We start from the raw sequence: 16,780 nt of genomic DNA on the forward strand, positions 1-16,780 counted from the left end.
TTCGACCTCGGATCTCGAACACCGGGCAGGACACCATCACTGACCCGGGGATTCGCCGGACAGCGGACAGCCCTCGCACGATTCCGCGTTCCGTCAAGGGATGGAGACTCTGAGGCTCCCCGGCGCGGCAGCCGCCGATCTGTGCAGCCCCTGGGAGGAGCCGACCGAATACGTCGGAGACCTGCCTTCTGCCAACGGCAGAGCACCGACCCGACCGGAATCGAAGATCACTACAGTCCAGGCTCATGACGACGACGGTGACAACGCGCACGATCGAATACGCGGCCGACGGCCTGACGATGATCGGGCACCTCGCACTCCCGGCCGGTGTCGACCGCCGGCCCGCGGTCCTGGTCGGGCCCGAGGGGGTGGGGCTCAGCGACGTCGAGCGCCGCCGGGCCGACGCACTCGCCGAACTGGGGTACGTGGCGCTGGCCTTCGACCTCCACGGCGGGCGCTATCTGGGCGACCCTCAGGAGATGCTGGCCCGTTGCTTGCCGCTGCTCGCCGACCCCGACCGGATGCGAGGCATCGGCCACGCGGCGCTCGACGTGCTCCGCGCCGAGCCGCGGACCGACCCGGACCGGATCGCCGCCGTCGGCTACGGCACCGGGGGCGCGATCGCACTGGAACTCGGCCGCGACGGCGTCGACCTGCGCGCGATCGCGACAGTCAACGCACTGACCACGGGCCGACCAGGCGAGACGGCGCGCATTCACTGCCCGGTGTGGGCGGGGGTCGGGTCGGAAGACCCGATCATGCCGCCTGCGCAACGGGACGCATTCACCGCCGAGATGCAGGCCGCGGGCGTCGACTGGCGCCTGGTGGTCTACGGCGGCGCCTTGCACGCCTTCCACCATCCGCCGGTCGACCACACCGTGCGCCCCGGGGTCGGCTACCACCCGCAGCACGCGCAGCGGGCCTGGCGGGACCTCGTCGACCTGCTCGCCGAGTGCCTTCCCACAACGGAGTGACCTGGTCGGCGACCACGATCCCGGACCGCACACCAAGCCGTTCGACCGAGGCGTTTCGGCAGCGCGGGAGCGCGTGTGCCGGACACCGCCCGCTGCGCAGACCGAGCGCAGCCGGTTGTCGGCGGACTTGGGGGAACAGGCCCCTGAGGAAGCTCCGCCGGTCCTCCGGGGCATGAGTGGAAGAGCGGCTGAACGCGATCAGGGAACAGGACGGCGCCCCCGGCCAGATGACCGAGGGTGCTGCCAGCCGCACCCGCACGCCTGGGGGCGCTATTGGGGTGGGCTGCCCTGTGTCCCGGCTTGCTCCGGGAGGGTTGCGGGGCAGTCGCGCGCGTGGAGGTAGCCGAACATCGGCCAGGGCTCTTCTCGCCAGAAGTGCGGGCGGAGCGGCGCGCCCGGGGCGATGGAGCTCCGGCAGGCCGCGCAGCGTATTGCCGGGTGGCCTGCCCGTTCCCGCACGGCCAGATGCGCCGCGCCGAGGGCCCGGCCTTGTGCGCACGGGCCGAAGGGGCACCGGCGGCACGTGACCTCGTGGTCGTACCAGGTGAGGTAGGTCGTCAGGGAGTTCGTCCTGACCTCGCAGCAGAGCAGACAGCCATGCGGCCGGAAGGGACCGGGGCTGCCGAGGTCAATCCCTTCGCCGGGGTTGAACTCGTACTCGCACCAGACGCACGCGGCGCCGGACAGCTGCGCCGCGTCGAGCATGCCGATCTCGGGCAGGGCGGCGAGCAGTACCACCGGCTTGAGGTCAGCCATCCCGGCCTCCTGCGGCCGGGCCCGCGGGCGCGGTGGCCGTGCGGTCGCCCTCGATCCAGGCGGCGTGCAGCCGCGCACCTTCGGGGCAGTCGGCGAGGATGCCGAAGTGCCGGCGGGGGCAGGTGTCCAGGTGCTCGCGGTAGGCCTCGTACGGGCCCCTGGGTTCCTGGCTGTCCTCGCAGTCGCGGAGGCCGGTCATGGTCGGCCCACCGTTCGCAGCGGATCGGCCGTGGCGAGCAGCGTGCGCAGCGCCGTGACGTCACACAGGTTCCCGGGGTGCTCAGGCGGCACCACCCAGGTCATGAGGTAGGCGATGTGTCCCACGCGGGGGACGCCGAGGTACGTGCCGGTGCTCAGACGCGGCTCCGGGCCGGTCCATTCCGCCCCCGGGGTCACCAGGAAGTAGTACGCGCCCAGGGGGCTGCGCAGGTCCCGGATCACCGGGCCGCGCAGCCAGTTCCGCAGGGCCGCGGCCACCGTGGCGGGCTCGTCGCTGGCGACCGCGGCGTGCACCCGCCGGGCGGGCACACGTACCGCGTCGAAGCGTCGCCCGAGCGGAATCATCGCGACGTAGGCGTCCGTCCACTCGCGGCGGGCCTTGCTCGGCAGCGGGTGAGCCTGGGCCAGCCAGTCAGCGATCAGTCTGTTCTCCGCCTGCGTGTTCACCGGATTGCCTCCGGACGCGGGTCGGCCTCGGCCAGCCGCTGCGATACGGCTCTCTCTTGGGTGGCGTCCACGATCTGCCCCTGTCGTCGCTGATCAGGTGTAATGCGACGGTAGGGGCAATACGTGGGAGGCGAGGACCGGAATCCGGTCCCCTTCTATGCCGCCAAGATGCCCACATCGACGGCGAGCACCGAAGCCCGGCGGCGGCGCTCGGCCTGCTTCGATTCGACCTCTTCGAAGATGATCCGCCGCGCGTACCCGTTGTACGCGATCGTCTCCGGAGCCGAGCGGTAGGCCTTCTCCAGCGTGGCGATGGCGACGTCCGGCTGCCCGTCGAGCTGGAAGCCGCGCGCTTCTTCGATGCGGTGCCGGGCTCGGCGGGGCCGGGAGCGGATGACGCTCTCATCCGCTTTCGCGGCCTGGCGCACGGACTCTCCGCCCTGACGCAGCTCGACGGCGACCGTGACGGCGTGCGCCCCCATGATGGCGCGGGAGAACGACGTCACCGGGTGGTAGTAGTCGCGCGGCAGCTGCTCGGCCATCTTGTTGGCCTTGTCCCAGTGGCGCCACGCGGTGCCGGTCTCCCGGCGGCGAGCTGCGGTGTACCCGAGTTCGAACTCCAGCGCTCCGGCGATGGCGAGGACCTCGTGGGAGGCATCGGGCAGGAGCGGGGCCAGAAAGCGGATGGCTTCGGTGTTGACGGCGTCCGCCGCCTCGAAGTGGCGCGGGCCGCTGTCGCGGTGTGCCTGCGCCAGCAGCCACGCGGCGACGCCGATCGCGTGCGGGTCCTCCGACTCCTGAGCAGCGGTCATGCCGCGTTCAGCAACGCGCCACAACAGGCTGGAATCTGGCTGGTAGGCGGCGAAGAACTGGGCGAGGCAATAGGTCTCGGCCAGCAGTGCCTGAGCGGCTCGCCGGTCGGCCGCGGTTTCCGCGTGACGGGCCAGGACTTGACCGTCGCGGATGAGGTCCGGGAGCAGTCTGCCGATGACCTCGCGGTGGTTGGGCGCCTGGTGGCGCGCTTTCCACGCGGCGTGGAGGCGAGCTTCCAAGTGGGCGACGGGTGGGGGTTCCGCGCTGGACGCCAGCGCGAAGGAGTCGACCGCAGCTTTGACCGACGCGAGGCGGGGGTGGCCGGGGCCAATGAAGAGGTCAACGTGCATGTCTGGGTGGCCTGTCAGATCAGCGAGGTCTCGCACTCGAAGCGCTTCGGCGATGCGCATGACCATTTCCATGCCGGGCGCGTTCTGCTGCCCGTTCTCGATCTTCTTCAGGGTGTACGGCGAGATTCCCACCAGATCAGCCAGTTGGGACCGTGTCATGCCGCGCCGCTCGCGAAGGATCTGGGCACGTTGCCCGAAGCGCAGCGGGTCAGCGTAGGGGGCCGGGGTAGCATCTGAAGACATAGGCCTTGCCCTTCTCTGGACAGCTCACCACTTTCAGAGTAAGAGCAAGGCCGCTTCTGTGTCTGGGTTCAGTCTAGGCAGTACTCCAGGTACGCAATGAAGCCGCCCTGCCCGCATCAAGGCGGCGAGGGAGTCGCGCTCAGAGGGCAAGAAGAGCGATCAGGCCCAGTCGCGGCGCCGGCTATCCCGGTCAGTGCGTCGACGATCTCGGCGCTGAGCGCCGCGACGTTCTTCCCGCACCTCGCGCAGCTGCTTCGGTCCTGCTCGGTGCGCGTGGATCGCTCCACGAGCACGGCCAGTACCCCCTCGACCTCCGCGAAGCCCGTAGCGACCGTGCCACGGAGCCGCCCCAGCTCGACCGCAACGGACGCTTCCGGAACCGTCGTCAGGCCCCTTCATCAGGCTCGCGCTGTTCTTCGAGTCGATGGCGCGGGCCCGCGCCAGCGTGCCCTTGACGAGGGAGCCCGCCGCAGCGATGGCGGCCGCGGCCGCCTCTCCCAGAAGGAGGTGTGGAACATGTCCGCGGGCCCGGGCCCGGGCCCGGCCGCGATCGCGCCGCGGCGACGACGAAACGACGCGGCCACGCGCTCGGCGAGGTCACGTGCGAATGTGGCGCCGGTCTTTAAGACGGTGCCCAGGTCCGGGAAGTTGGGCTCGTTCATGGGCGGTTCCCTTCAGGGCCAGACGACGACGGCGAATCCGCGCGCATCGCCGAGCCGGGTGAGGGAGGCGCGCACAGGGCCGTTGGCCGCACCGGTGCTGCCAGGCGGCGTAAGCGCGCGCCTTGGCCGTGCCGAAGTGCCTGTCCAGGAGCGGCTTGGGAGGAGCCCGGCGTCGAGGGGCGCGGCCCCCGCCGTGCGCGTGCCCGCGTTCGTGACCGGGGTGTCGCCGGCTGCGGGTCACGGCGGGCTGCGGTGGCGAGCCTGGCCACCGACACCTTGGGCCGGCGTGCAGCACGTCGTCGCCGGAGCCCGCGTGGCTGGCGCGGGCCCTTGGCCAGCAGGGTGAGTGACGGGACTTGAACCCGGTATATGAGGCCCGAGGTTGAAAGACAAGCCGAGGGCTGGGTCCGTCGCGGCGGGCGGCCGCGTTCCAAGGAGGGCGGTCACGCGCCCGCGGAGGGGTCAGGCGGTGGGCCAGCTCCGCAGCAGCGCGGCGATCCTTGCCACGGAACAAGTGGGGTCCAGGAGCAGGTCCTTGAGGGCGACGGCGTGCTCGTGGGTGGGCTTGACGGTGATGCCCGCGGCCTCGAGGTACATGACGCCGGTGGCGGCGGCGACCGCGAGGTTGGAGCGCTCCAGCCAGCGGCAGCGGCCCAGGGTGTGGACCAGGGCGGCGGCCTTGGCGTACGGGCCGTCGTAGACGGGCTGTTCGAACAGTGCCGCCCGGTGGCGGGCGACCGCCGCGATGGGGACGCCGTAGTCGTCGGGGGCCGGATCGTTGGCTCCGGCGGCCTCCGTGACGTGCAGGATCCAGGAGACGTCGACGTGCAGCTCCATCAGACCGCGTGCGCTCCCCGGGATGCCTGCTGTGCCTGCTCGGCCTCGTCGAAGACGGCCTGGTGCTCGGCCAGGAATCCGGCAGCCGCGTCCACCGCCCGCGCGCGCAGACCGCTGGCGTCCTCCTGGACCAGCCGGGCCAGGTAGTCACCGATGCTCAAACCCAGGTCGGCGGCGCGCTTCTTGGCCAGGTCCGCGACGTCCTGGTCCACGCGTGCGCCCAGTTGTGTCTTCGCCATAGCACGCATGGTAACAGCTGTTACCTGGGTGTCGAGGGGCGCGAGGGCCGGTGCGCGGATCGGCGTGAGGGGTGGTGTGAGGGGCGGCGCACGGGTTCGCCCTTGGGGCTGCTCGTGGAGCTCACGCGACGTCCCAGGCCGCCTCGATCATCCGGAAGATCTCCTCCACGGCGGCCTCCGGGTCGGCCGCCTCGCGGGCCAGCGCGTAGGCCTCGGTCACGAACCTGGCGATCGTCCGGCAGGCGGTCGCGCTCTGGGGCAGGTCGGGGTCGGCGATGAGGGCCGCCGCCAGCGACTCCGCGTGGCGCAGGCGCATCGACTCCTCGTACTCCCGCAGGGCGCGTGACTCGTCGATCATGCGGTAGATCTCGGCGGTGCCGTCCGCCGTGCAGTGCCGGACCATGGCCTGGATCTCGCGGCGCAGGGCAGGGATGAGCGGCTCGTGCGGCGCGCGCCCCGTGACCGCCTGCGTGAGGTGCTGCCGGAAGTTGTCGTCCTGCTCGAACACCAGGGCCTCTTTCGAGGCGAAGTGGGAGAAGAGCGTGGTGACGGCCACGTCGGCCTCGGCGGCCACGTCGCGGATGCCCACCGCGTCGTACCCGCGTTCCAGGAAGAGCCGCAGGGCGGTGTCGGCGATCTTCTGGCGGGTCGCGGCCTTCTTGCGTTCACGGCGTCCGGTCGGCACGGTCATGCCGCTGACACTACCAAATTCAAAGGTGCATCCGTTTCTAAACACTAACCGTTAGTGTTACGGTCGGCGGCATGAAGAGAGTGAGCTTCGCCGAGTTCGGCGGTCCCGATGTTCTCCGTCTCGAAGATGCCGAGGAGCCCCACGCGGGCCCCGGCCGGATACGCGTCGCCGTGCGGGCGGCGGGTGTGAATCCCGTCGACTGGCGGATCCGTGAAGGCCAGTTCCAGCAGGTCCGCCCGATCGAGTTGCCCGCCGGGGTCGGGCAGGACGCCGCCGGGGTGGTGGACGAGGTCGGGGCGGGCGTCGACGGGGTCGAGGTCGGCGACCATGTGTTCGGGCGGGGTTCGAGCACCTATGCCGAGCTCGCCGTGCTCGCGGCCTGGGCCCCGGTGCCCGAGGGCCTGACCTTCGAAGAGGCCGCCGGGTATCCCTCCGTGGTGGAGACCGCGCTGCGCATCATCGGCCAGGCGGGGGTGCGGCCCGGGCAGACGCTGCTGGTCAGCGGAGCGTCCGGGGGAGTCGGCTCGGCGGTCCTGCAGATCGCCCGCGACCGGGGGATCACCGTGATCGGCACGGCCGGGGCCGCCAACCAGGACTACCTGCGGAGCCTGGGCGCCCTCGCCACGACGTACGGCGAGGGCTGGGTCGAGCGGGTGCGGGGACTCGGCCAGGTCGACGCGGCGCTCGACCTCGCGGGATCGGGCGTGATCCGCGAACTCGTCGAACTGACCGGGGACCCGGACAAGGTGGTCTCCATCGCCGACCGCGGCGCGCCGGACCTCGGCGTCCGGTTCTCCGGCGTGACCGGGGACGTCCCGCGAGCCCTCGTCGCCGCCGCCGACCTCATCTCCCGCGGAAAGCTCCACATCCCGGTCGAGAAGACGTACGTGCTCGCCGAGGCGGCGACGGCACACATCGACAGCCAGGCGGGTCATGCGCGCGGGCGCCGGGTCATCGTCGTCTGAGCCGCTCCCTGCCCGGTCCCGCGGCCGGGCGGGCCGCCTGCCCTCCTGCTCGGCCCCATGGCCGGGTGACCGCCTGACTTTGCGAGATCCTGCTCGGTCGCACGGCCGGGTAAGCCGCCTGCCCTCCTGTGACCCAGCCCGTCCGCCCGGCACCGGCAGACCCTCTCGCCCCTCCCGTTCCTGCCGGGCCCACCCGAGCGGGAGCGGATTCCGTGGCCTGCCCGACGGCATCGCGACACCCAAGGAGCCTCATGCGCACCCCTGTCACCATCATCGGCGCCGGACTCGGCGGCCTCTTACTGGCCCGCGTCCTGCACCTCCACGACATCCCGGTCACGGTCTACGAAGCGGACTCCTCTCCGGCGGCGCGTGCGCAGGGCGGGATGCTCGACATCCACGACCGCAACGGTCAACTCGCGCTCAAAGAAGCCGACCTGACGGACGAGTTCCGCGGCATCGTCCTGGAGGGCCGCCAGTCGCTCCGGCTCCTCGACCGCAGCGGCACCGTCCTGTTCGAGAAGGACGACGACGGCACGGGCAAAAGCCCCGAGGTGCAGCGCGGCGAACTGCGCCAACTCCTGCTGGACGCACTCCCGGACGGCACCGTCCGCTGGGGCCACAAGGCCACCGGCGTCCGCGCCCTCGCCGTGGGCCGCCACGAGGTGACCTTCGCCCAAGGCACCGCCGTCGTCACGGACCTGCTGGTCGGCGCGGACGGCGCATGGTCACGAGTCCGCCCCCTGCTCTCCGCCGCCACCCCCGCATACGTCGGCCGGTCCTTCGTGGAGACCCACCTGTACGACGCCGACACCCGCCACCCGGTCACCGCGCGAGCGGTCGGCGGCGGCACGCTCGTCGCGTTCGACCCGGCCGGGAACGGGACGTGGCTCGTGGCCCACCGCGAGAAGGGCGGGGCCCTCCACGCCTACATCACACTGACCAAGCCGCAGGACTGGTTCGCCACCCTCGACTTCACCGACACCGCCGCGGCCGCCGCGCGGATCGAGGAGGAGTACGACGGCTGGGCGCCTGAGCTGACCGCGCTCATCACCGCCAGCGACGTCGCGCCGGTCCTGCGCCCTCTCCACGCCCTGCCGGTCGGGCACCGCTGGGACCGCGTGCCCGGGGTGACCCTGCTCGGCGACGCCGCCCACCTCGCGGCCCCCAACGGCGAAGGCGCCAACCTCGCCATGCTCGACGGCGCCGAACTCGGCCGGGCGATTGCCGCACACCCCGACGACATCGAGACCGCCCTCGCCGAGTACGAGCGAGAGCTCTTTCCCCGCGGCGCGGCGGCCGCCACCGCGGTCGCCCACGACCCCACGCCGCAGGACATGATCAATTTCTTCACCGGCGGAGAGCGGGCGGGGATCTGACGGGACCGCAGATCTGACGGGGCGCCAGGAAAGGGGCCCCTGCGCGCTCTCCTCCCGAACCACTTTCGCCATCTACGGAGGTCGTCCGTGTTCGCTGTGCAATACCACCGCTACGGCGGTTCCGAAGTCCTCCGCGTCGAGGAGGCCGACGAGCCGCACGCCGGGCCGGGGCAGGTCCGCATCGCGGTGCGCGCCACCGGTGTCACCCCCGCCGACTGGCACCTGCGTACGGGGATGCTGCGGGGCATCGCCACCCTGGACTTCCCCCACATCCCCGGCATGGACGCCGCCGGAGTGGTCGACGAGGTGGGGGAGGGGGTGACCGGCACCGCCGTGGGGGACGAGGTCTTCGGCCTCGTGCCGGTCGTGGACCAGGGAGGCGCCGCGGCCCAGTACGCCGTCCTCGAGGCGTGGGCGCCCAAGCCCCGGTCGTGGTCCTTCGAGGAAGCGGGTGGCGCCGCGGGCAACATCGACACGGCGACGCGCGTCCTGGAGGCCCTGGGCGCCACCGAGGGCATGACGTTGCTGATCGAGGGAGCCGCCGGAGGCGTCGGCACCATCACCGCGCAACTCGCCCGGGCCCGCGGCCTCACCGTGATCGGCACCGCGAGCGAGGGCAACCACGCCTTCCTCGACCGGCTCGGCGTCGTTCCGGTCACCTACGGGGCAGGCCTCGCCGACCGCCTCGCCCCACTGACTCCCCACGGAGTCGACGTGGTGCTGGACGCGGCCGGCAAGGGCTCCCTCGCCGAACTGGTGGCCCTCGTCGGCGACCCGGACCGCGTGGTGACCATCGCGGACTTCGACGCCGACCGCCATGGTGTGCGGTTCTCCCGCTCCCCGGCGGGAGAGTCACCCGGCTGGGCGGGACTGCCGCTGGCGGCCGAGCTCGCCGATCGCGGCGGTCTCGCCGTCCCGCTGCACGCCGTGTTCCCGCTGAGGGAAACGGCCACGGCTCATGACGAGAGCGCCTCCGGCCACGCGCGCGGCAAGATCGTCATCACCGTGCCCTGACGGCCTCAGCGACTGCTCAGCGGCTTCCCGTACTTCTGCGCCGTGGAGAGGTACGGGAGGCCGAGCGTGCGGGGCGAGAAGGCCAGCGCGCCACCGGCCGCACCCCTGGGCAGGAGCCATGCGGCGCCCAGGGAGGCGTTCTCGCCGGGGGACCCGACCGTGACATCCGGAGCGCGGTCGCCGTCGTAGTCACCCGCGGCGACCGCCGCGCCAAAGGCGTCGCCCGCCTCCGCGACCCCCGGGACGCCGGACGTGTCCTGGTTCCAGGAGACGGACCTGGCGGCGCCGCCCGCGTCGAGCAAGCCCCGGGCGCCGCCGCGCAGCAGCCATGCGGCCCCCGCCCCCGCCTTGCTTCCGATGGCCTCACCGGGAGCACCCGCGATCAGGTCGTCACGGCCGTCGCGGTCGACGTCCGCGACGGCCAGGGCGGCACCGAAGCGGTCGCCGTCCTCGGCGACGCCCGGGACGCCCTCCGTGTCCTGGTTGAGGGTCTGGGCGCGGCTGCCGAAGGAGCCGCCCGCGCGGCTTCCGTAGTGGACGTGGATGCCGCCGCCCTTGGCGAGCCGCTCGGGGCCGCACGGGTCGTCGATGTTCTCGTCGGCGATCTCACGGCATTCGCCGAGCGCCAGGTCGTCGTGGCCGTCGCTGTCGAAGTCACCGGCGGCCAGGGCGGTCACACCGGCGTTGTCCGTGTTCCAGAAGTTGGCCATCTCCGACCGGTCGGCGTCCCACCTCCACAGGCGTACGTGGGACTGCGTGCTGGGCCGGCCAGCGGTCCAGTACGCCACGCCCAGGTCCGCCGTGCCGTCGCTGTCGAAGTCGCCGGTGGCCAGGACGGGGGCGCGGCCGCCCATGGGGGCGGCGACGACGGTGGTGACCATGCTGTCCTCACCCTGGATGACACGGGCGACGACCTTGTCCGTGCCGCCGACCACGATCGTCTTGTTGGCGCCGCCGGTCAGGTGGGCCGCCGCGACCGACTTGCCGTACGCGGCCGACGGCGACGGGCCGGTCAGGACCGTCGACCCCGGCCCCGGCCCGTTCCTCGAGCCGCCTACGACGATGACCGTACCCGCGTCCGTGCCGCGGTCGGTGACGTCCTCTCCCGGGGCGCCGGCGAGCAGTTCCGCGATGCCGTCACCGTTGAGGTCGGTCAGCGCCACGGACGCGCCGAAGCGGTCACCCGCCTCCGGGGTGCCGGGAACCTCGGGGGTGGCCTGGGTGACGCGGATGCTCCCGTGGGCACCGACGCCCCTCGGACCACCCCAGACGACGTTCACGTAACCGGCCTGGGCCCGGCCGCCGACGGTCCCGTCCGGGACGCCGACGGCGAGGTCCGCGTAGCCGTCGCCGTTGAAGTCACTCGTGGTGGCACGGGGCGCGGCAGCGGAGGCACCGGACGGGAGCACGAGCCCCGTGGTGACCGCGGCGGCGACTGCGATGGCGTACGTGAGGATGCGGCGGCTGTGTGGCACGGGGGCTCCCACTCGGTCGACGGGACGAGGACTATCCGGTCTGACTGCCGAGGGGCAGGGCTGGTTGTACGGAGTTCACCGGGGGTTGGGGCCGGGTTCATGGCGGGTGGGCGGAGCCCTGCCCGGGAGGCGCGGTCCCGATCGGAGGTTTCTTCGGGGCCGACGGCCCCGTCCCTTGCTGACCGGTGTTTGCAGCACCTTCGCCCGGGATATCGACAGCGTTCATCCGGGCGGAGAACGGGCTCTGCCCGGGGCCGCGCGGGCCCAGTGCCGGGGTTTGTCGTGCTGTTCGGGCATGTCGGCCCGGAGGTCGATGAGGGGCGGTCGGTCATCACCGGGCAGCTTCTTTGCAGTGGCGGGCACACGTAGTTGCCCTCGCCCGGTGTAGAAAGGTCCGCGCAGCCCGAGTTGGTGAACCCATCGGTCGCGACAAGGCTGCGAGTGCGCCGATGTGGGCTGTGGACGATCCGTGAAATGCCTCCGGCCGTACGGGCCGGAGTGAGCACGAGCATCGCAAGCGTCAAGAACGCTGTCCCTCACGATCGGAGTGATCCATGTTGTCACGCACGTCACGCATCGCTCTCGCCTGTTCGACCGCTTTGCTGTCGGCAGCTCTCGGAACCGCCACGGCGAACGCCGCCACGCCCCAGCCCGCGGACAACTGCGTGGTCAACGTCGAGAACGGCACGTCCCAGTGCTTCACGACGTTCCGGCAGGCCATCGCCGCGACCACGCACGGACGCATCACCGACGCCCCCTTATCCGCCAAGGACCTCGACCAGGCACTGGTCGAACGGCTCAGAGGATCCGTCAACACCCGCGGGGCGCAGGACGTACAGCTCGGCATCATCTACGAGCACTCGAACTACGGCGGAACGTCGGTCACCTACAGCGCCGGAAGCGGCTGCCAGAGCGGCAACGGCCGGGACTACACCACCGACATCTCGGGCGGCATGAACAACGCCACCAGCTCGCTGACCACGGTGTCCTGCTGGCTGGAGCTGTGGGACTCCCCCGGAACGGGCGGCACCCACCAGGAGTACCAGCAGTCGACCTCCTACGTCGGGGACGCGCTGAACGACCGGGCGTCGTCGATCGCCTTCCTGTAGCACCTCCCCCTCCGGTGCCCGGCCCTGTCTGTTCGCGGGGCCGGGCACCGGCCTTCGCGCGCCTCGCCGGCCGAGCCTTCGGGGGTACGGCCCGCGTGTTCCACCGCTCCTCGGGGTCTGTGGCGGTGCGGTGAAGCGGTGTGATGGAGTACGGGAACAAAGGTCCGAGGCGTGTGAGGGCGGGGAGGGCGCGGAGCGCATCGTGAGTGGGGACAGGAAGATATCGGACGAGGAGTGGGAGCGCTTCCTGCGGGACGCCGAGGCCGGGAGCGCGGGCGCACCGCAGGAGCCGTCGGCGCGAGCCAGGATGGTGGGGCGGCGCCTTCAGGAGGAGCCCGGCCCGCCGGACGGGTGGCGGACGCACGAGCCGCCCCCGCGGCGCGCGGGCGGCAAGGCCTGGTACGTGGTCGGGCTGCTGGTGGCGGCCGCCCTGCTGGTGGCGGCGCTGGCTTCGGGGCAGGTGTCCGGATGGTTCGGGAGCGACGGCGGGGACGGAGGGGACAAGCCCCTTGCCGCCGAGTCGGAACGCCCCGAAGGGCCACCCGCGCGGGAGGCGGAGCAACTGCCCACGGTGGACCGGCCGTTCAGGGGCTCTCCGGCGGCGCGGTGGAGCGACGGGGTGGCGGGGATCCACGTGCCGCAGGCGCGAGCCACCGGTTGGATGAGCAAGGACCAGGTCGCGCAGGCGCTCGCGCGCAGCCGGGACTTCCTCGCCCTGTCCAGCCTGGACGAGGACGTGCTGCGGGGGCAGCGGCCCAAGAAGGCCATCGCGCTGATCAACCCGCGCCAGCAGGACGTTCAGGACTACCTGTCCATCGCCTTCGCCACCCCCAGCCGGAAGAACGACCCCCTGCTGCTGTTCAGCCGCTTCCCGAAGGCCGAGGTGCGGCCCGCCGGTGACGTGGTGAAGACGCGTGGGCGGATCACCTTCCGGGAGGGGAAGCGCGGCGCCCTGGAGGTCGTCAGCGACGTCACCTACGTCTACCCGGTCGTACGCGCCGCGAAGGGAAGCGACCGGGCCGTGCAGGGAAGCGACGAGGTCGTGCGCACCATCGTGCGGAGGGAGGTGGTGATGAGCTGGGACAACCCGGCGAAGGTCATCACCGAGCCGGGCACGTTCTCCCTGGTGTCGTACAAGGCGGACTACACCAACGGAGGCTGTGACAACACCACCGGCTACTTCACCCCCAAGTTCGGCTCCGAGCGTGCCGCCCCCGGCGCCGAGGACGGCCCCGAGGTCGACCCGTACGACCGGAGCACGTCCATGGACGCCCGCATGCGGCAGGGCGCCGGGGCCGGGTGCGGTATCGCTACCCGGTCGTGACGGCGGTGTGGCCCGGCCGTCGGCCGGGCCACGGCCTTCACCCGGCTGTCAGCGGCGCTGCTCCCGCACGACCACGGCCCTACCTGCGGCGCGCGGTGTCGGAGGGCAGTTCGGCGAAGCGCGCGCGGTACTGGCCGGCGAAGCGGCCGAGGTGCGAGACCCCCCACCGGTAGGCGATCGTGCCGACGGGGTCGCTGGAGGTGAGGATGTCCTCCCGGATCCGGTCGAGCCGCAGATCGCGGACGTACGCCATGGGGGAGAGGCCGAGTCGGCCGCGGAACGCGGAGCTGAGGGTCCGCGGACTGCATCCCGCGGCGTCGGCGATGTCGTCGAGGCCGATGCGCTCGCTGAGGTTCGCTTCGATGAACGCGAGGGCCGCCCGCAGGGAGCGCGGGTAGCCGGGGCGCGGGCCGTCGTGCAGCTCGCCGGTGTGCGAGTGCGGCTGGGCCAGGAGCAGGGCGGTGACGAGGCAGCGCAGCTGGCCGCGCCGCAGCTCCGCGCGCTGGAACAAGGGGTCCTGCGAGTCCAGCTGTTCGAGCAGGGAGCGGACGAGGAGGCGCACGGCCCGGCCCTTGGGCTTGGCCAGGTCGAGGGCGAAGTCGAAGCGCACGGTGGACACCGGCGGATGTCCGGTCAGCGCGGCGAACTCCTGGTCGACCAGGGCGGCGTCGATCCGCAGGCCCAGGAACCGCGTCCTGCGGCCGTGCAGGGGGCGCAGTTCCTGGGTGTCTCCGGGGTTGGCGACTCCCGCCGTCGTCTCGTCGAGGGTTGCCCGCAGCGCGCCGCACGAGGCCGAGATGGCCCCGGAGACACCGATGTTGACGAAGTAGGAGCCGCGGGCATGACCCCTGGCCGTGGCGACCCGTACGTCGAGCGGCGAGGCGAAGTAGCCCACCGCGAAGTCGTGTGCGGCGACGCCGCGCAGTTCGTGCTCGCCGCCGCACAGCTCGCCCAGGGGCGACGCGGCGATCGAGCCGCCGAACAGACGGGTGGCGGCGTTGAGCAGGTCGGCGGGGTTCTGGGACCTGGTGATGAGGTGGTGGCGCAGCGGCGTCGGCACGATGGCGGGCCCCTTCCCTAAAGGCCCATTGTCGGCCATGGAGGTCGGTCGTCGGCTTCCTCCGAGGCGGGTGCGCAGAAGTTCCGAGCGGCCCTCCCCCTGGTCACGCGGGCTCGGCCATGAGCCGGTGGCAGGAGTCGGCCAGCGGATACGCCTCGCGGTGGCGCCGCGCCTGCTCCAGACCGGCGATCGCCACCGAGGTCTCCACGAGCGTCCGGCACCGCTGCGCGCGTCGCGCGACGAACGCCTGGAGCCCCAGGCCGACGGACTCGTGGCGCGTGAGTTCCCGGGCCAGTACGAGCCCGTCCTCGATGGCCAGGGCGGCCCCGCTGGCCATCTGCGGTGCGGGTGCGTGCGCGGCGTCCCCGATGACCACGCCGTTGCCCCGGTTCCAGGGGCCTTCCAGGAGCGCCGTGAGGACCGGGCGGCGCACCACCGCTGCCGATTCGGTCACCAGGGAGCGGATCTCCTCGACCCGCCCCGGGAACGCCTCCAGGAGTTGTCGCAGGCGCGGGGCGAGTTCGGCGTCGGGCAGGACGCTGCGCTCCACCCTGTTCTCCGTCAGGAACACGTACGCCTGTCGGTCCGAGAGGGGGACGAGTCCGGCTGTGTCGGCCTTCCCGGCGAACTGGTGGATCCCTGTGGCCCAGCGCGGGCGGGGCACCAGAGCCCGCCAGACCATCTGCCCGTGGAAGCCGAGCGAGGCTTCGAGCCCCAGCAGGCCCCGCACCGCCGAGCGGATCCCGTCCGCGCCCACCAGCAGCGCGACGTGCCGTACCGTCCCGTCGGACAGCCGTACGCGGACGAGGTCCCCATCGTGATCCACCGCGGCCACGGTCACCTCGTGGCGCACCACCACACCGCACCGCTCGGCTTCCGCGCGCAGGACGCGGTGGAGCACGGGGCGCGCGATACCCGCCATCGCCGGCCGTCGCGCACCGATGAGACACGGCAACCGGGCCTCACCCGCGGGCTCGCCGTGCACGTCCACGTGCGTGATCGTGCTCATGCCGTAGCCCTCGGCCGTGCACGCGTCCACGAGCCCCAACTCGTCGAGCGCCCGCAGCGAAGGGCCGGTCAGACACAGCCCCCAACCAGATGGAGCCTCCGGCGGGCCGACCTCGGCGACCTCCACCTGCCATCCGTCGCGCGCCAGAGCAGTGGCCGCCGTCAGACCGGCGATGCCCGCCCCTACGACCACGGCCGTCCGCACCCCGCGGTATCTGTCCATGTACGCCTCCAGAGCGCCGATTTCCACGAAACCGTAGGGCGCGTCGAGGCTCCGCCTTATCCGCATCGGGCAGCGGCCATCCGTCGGCGGCAAGCGGTCGTCCGCCGACGGCAAGCGGTCGTCCGAGGGGCGGCCGGGGCCGCATCTGCGCCATCTCGTCGGCGGACAGCCCTGGTCAGACACCTGTGCGGCGGCGGTCCCGACCACCGCCGCACAGGTGAGGCCGCCCCGGGCCCGGCTCAGGCGCCGGAATCCGAGCGCGTGAGCCGAGCCCTGTGGCGGGTCACTTCCACGGATCGGTGAACGAGCGCCCGGGCACCGGCTTCGCGATGAGCGCCACCGGAATGAAGAAGTTGACCTGCCCGATTACGAACATCAGCGTGGCGAGCGCCTTGGGCTCGTAGTGCGCGGCCACCTCCGCATACAGCTCGTCGGAGACCCGCTCACCGTCCGCGGACGGCTGGAGCGCCGCCTCCGTGAGGGCCAGCGCCGCCCGCTCGGCGGCGGTGAAGTACGGCGAGTCCTGCCAGGAGGCCACCGACGTGATCCGCTCCTCCGACTCCTCGGCCTTGCGCAGGAAGCCGGTGTGCAGAACGGTCAGATAGGTGCTGCCCACGATCTGGCCCGCACGCAGCTGCACCAGACCGATCGTGGAACGCGGCACCGAGCCGTTGCCGGTGACCTTGAACAGCGCGGCCGACACCGCCGCCAGCTCCGGGACGAGCTCCGCGGGGTCCTCGGACAGACGCGGCTCCATCGGGATCTCCGCCGTGATCGAACGTGTTCCCATCGTTATCTCCTTATGTCGTCTCAAGACCGTGCATCGTGCGGTCACTGCCATGACGGATGGCGGCGGGGAAATGTGACCGGGAGGAGCCTGCTTTTTCTGCCCGGCTTCGAAAACGGCCCTTCACCGGGTGCGGAGGTGGCCCGACTTGTCCGCTGCGACGGCCCGTCACCGGGACTTGCTGAGGCGTGAGGTCCTGGAGGCGGTG

General features: G+C 72.1%; 17 protein-coding genes. 6 read left to right on the forward strand and 11 right to left on the reverse strand.

Annotated elements, in window-relative coordinates:
* Nucleotides 1-245 precede the first annotated feature (245 nt).
* The gene (locus tag AC5WAM_RS41020; RefSeq protein WP_495520842.1) at nucleotides 246-974 is read left to right on the forward strand and encodes a dienelactone hydrolase family protein; all 729 of its coding nucleotides are present in this window, start codon (nucleotides 246-248) and stop codon (nucleotides 972-974) included.
* A 270-nt stretch (nucleotides 975-1,244) separates the two neighbouring features.
* Here the strand turns inward: AC5WAM_RS41020 and AC5WAM_RS41025 are convergent, their stop codons facing one another.
* The 7 genes from AC5WAM_RS41025 to AC5WAM_RS41055 all read right to left on the reverse strand — a co-directional run bounded on the left by AC5WAM_RS41025 (nucleotide 1,245) and on the right by AC5WAM_RS41055 (nucleotide 6,231).
* Nucleotides 1,245-1,730 (reverse strand): hypothetical protein, encoded by a 486-nt coding sequence (locus AC5WAM_RS41025; protein ID WP_495520843.1) that lies wholly within the window; start codon nucleotides 1,728-1,730, stop codon nucleotides 1,245-1,247.
* Nucleotides 1,723-1,929, reverse strand: a complete 207-nt coding sequence (locus tag AC5WAM_RS41030; RefSeq protein WP_495520844.1) for a hypothetical protein — start codon at nucleotides 1,927-1,929, stop codon at nucleotides 1,723-1,725. Before AC5WAM_RS41030 ends, AC5WAM_RS41025 begins: the two co-directional genes overlap by 8 nt.
* The gene (locus AC5WAM_RS41035) at nucleotides 1,926-2,396 is read right to left on the reverse strand and encodes a hypothetical protein (RefSeq protein ID WP_495520845.1); all 471 of its coding nucleotides are present in this window, start codon (nucleotides 2,394-2,396) and stop codon (nucleotides 1,926-1,928) included. The genes AC5WAM_RS41030 and AC5WAM_RS41035 overlap by 4 nt, the downstream gene beginning before the upstream one ends.
* A gap of 155 nt (nucleotides 2,397-2,551) precedes the next feature.
* Nucleotides 2,552-3,802 (reverse strand): helix-turn-helix domain-containing protein, encoded by a 1,251-nt coding sequence (locus tag AC5WAM_RS41040; protein ID WP_495520846.1) that lies wholly within the window; start codon nucleotides 3,800-3,802, stop codon nucleotides 2,552-2,554.
* A gap of 1,124 nt (nucleotides 3,803-4,926) precedes the next feature.
* Nucleotides 4,927-5,301, reverse strand: a complete 375-nt coding sequence (locus AC5WAM_RS41045; protein WP_495520847.1) for a fic family toxin-antitoxin system, toxin component — start codon at nucleotides 5,299-5,301, stop codon at nucleotides 4,927-4,929.
* Entirely contained in the window at nucleotides 5,301-5,540 is a 240-nt protein-coding gene (locus tag AC5WAM_RS41050) for a hypothetical protein (protein ID WP_366791736.1), read from the reverse strand. The genes AC5WAM_RS41045 and AC5WAM_RS41050 overlap by 1 nt, the downstream gene beginning before the upstream one ends.
* Before the next feature lie 121 nt (nucleotides 5,541-5,661).
* Nucleotides 5,662-6,231 carry a TetR/AcrR family transcriptional regulator gene (locus AC5WAM_RS41055; protein WP_495520848.1) on the reverse strand — a complete coding sequence of 190 codons (570 nt, stop codon included), beginning with the start codon at nucleotides 6,229-6,231 and terminating at the stop codon, nucleotides 5,662-5,664.
* Nucleotides 6,232-6,302: 71 nt separating this feature from the next.
* On the opposite strand from AC5WAM_RS41055, the gene AC5WAM_RS41060 reads away from it, so the two are divergent.
* From AC5WAM_RS41060 to AC5WAM_RS41070, 3 genes are all read left to right on the forward strand, one after another.
* The gene (locus AC5WAM_RS41060; protein WP_495520849.1) at nucleotides 6,303-7,196 is read left to right on the forward strand and encodes an NADP-dependent oxidoreductase; all 894 of its coding nucleotides are present in this window, start codon (nucleotides 6,303-6,305) and stop codon (nucleotides 7,194-7,196) included.
* A 251-nt stretch (nucleotides 7,197-7,447) separates the two neighbouring features.
* Nucleotides 7,448-8,572, forward strand: coding sequence for an FAD-dependent oxidoreductase (locus AC5WAM_RS41065; RefSeq protein WP_495520850.1), 1,125 nt, complete (start codon nucleotides 7,448-7,450; stop codon nucleotides 8,570-8,572).
* A gap of 87 nt (nucleotides 8,573-8,659) precedes the next feature.
* Nucleotides 8,660-9,586 carry an NADP-dependent oxidoreductase gene (locus AC5WAM_RS41070; protein WP_495520851.1) on the forward strand — a complete coding sequence of 309 codons (927 nt, stop codon included), beginning with the start codon at nucleotides 8,660-8,662 and terminating at the stop codon, nucleotides 9,584-9,586.
* Between the two features lie 5 nt (nucleotides 9,587-9,591).
* Here the strand turns inward: AC5WAM_RS41070 and AC5WAM_RS41075 are convergent, their stop codons facing one another.
* Nucleotides 9,592-11,061: an FG-GAP-like repeat-containing protein gene (locus tag AC5WAM_RS41075; protein ID WP_495520852.1), complete on the reverse strand. Its 1,470-nt coding sequence runs from the start codon at nucleotides 11,059-11,061 to the stop codon at nucleotides 9,592-9,594.
* 554 nt (nucleotides 11,062-11,615) lie between these two features.
* On the opposite strand from AC5WAM_RS41075, the gene AC5WAM_RS41080 reads away from it, so the two are divergent.
* Nucleotides 11,616-12,170: a hypothetical protein gene (locus tag AC5WAM_RS41080; protein WP_495520853.1), complete on the forward strand. Its 555-nt coding sequence runs from the start codon at nucleotides 11,616-11,618 to the stop codon at nucleotides 12,168-12,170.
* Nucleotides 12,171-12,369: 199 nt separating this feature from the next.
* Nucleotides 12,370-13,494: a hypothetical protein gene (locus AC5WAM_RS41085; RefSeq protein ID WP_495523760.1), complete on the forward strand. Its 1,125-nt coding sequence runs from the start codon at nucleotides 12,370-12,372 to the stop codon at nucleotides 13,492-13,494.
* A gap of 79 nt (nucleotides 13,495-13,573) precedes the next feature.
* On the opposite strand, the gene AC5WAM_RS41090 is transcribed toward AC5WAM_RS41085, so the two are convergent.
* From AC5WAM_RS41090 to AC5WAM_RS41100, 3 genes are all read right to left on the reverse strand, one after another.
* Nucleotides 13,574-14,554: a helix-turn-helix transcriptional regulator gene (locus tag AC5WAM_RS41090; RefSeq protein ID WP_495520854.1), complete on the reverse strand. Its 981-nt coding sequence runs from the start codon at nucleotides 14,552-14,554 to the stop codon at nucleotides 13,574-13,576.
* A gap of 103 nt (nucleotides 14,555-14,657) precedes the next feature.
* Nucleotides 14,658-15,785, reverse strand: a complete 1,128-nt coding sequence (locus AC5WAM_RS41095; protein WP_495520855.1) for an FAD-dependent monooxygenase — start codon at nucleotides 15,783-15,785, stop codon at nucleotides 14,658-14,660.
* Between the two features lie 283 nt (nucleotides 15,786-16,068).
* On the reverse strand, nucleotides 16,069-16,575 hold the full coding sequence (locus AC5WAM_RS41100; protein ID WP_366791727.1) for a carboxymuconolactone decarboxylase family protein: 507 nt from the start codon (nucleotides 16,573-16,575) through the stop codon (nucleotides 16,069-16,071).
* Nucleotides 16,576-16,780 lie beyond the last annotated feature (205 nt).

It is taken from the genome of Streptomyces sp. JLYT201, assembly GCF_059448825.1.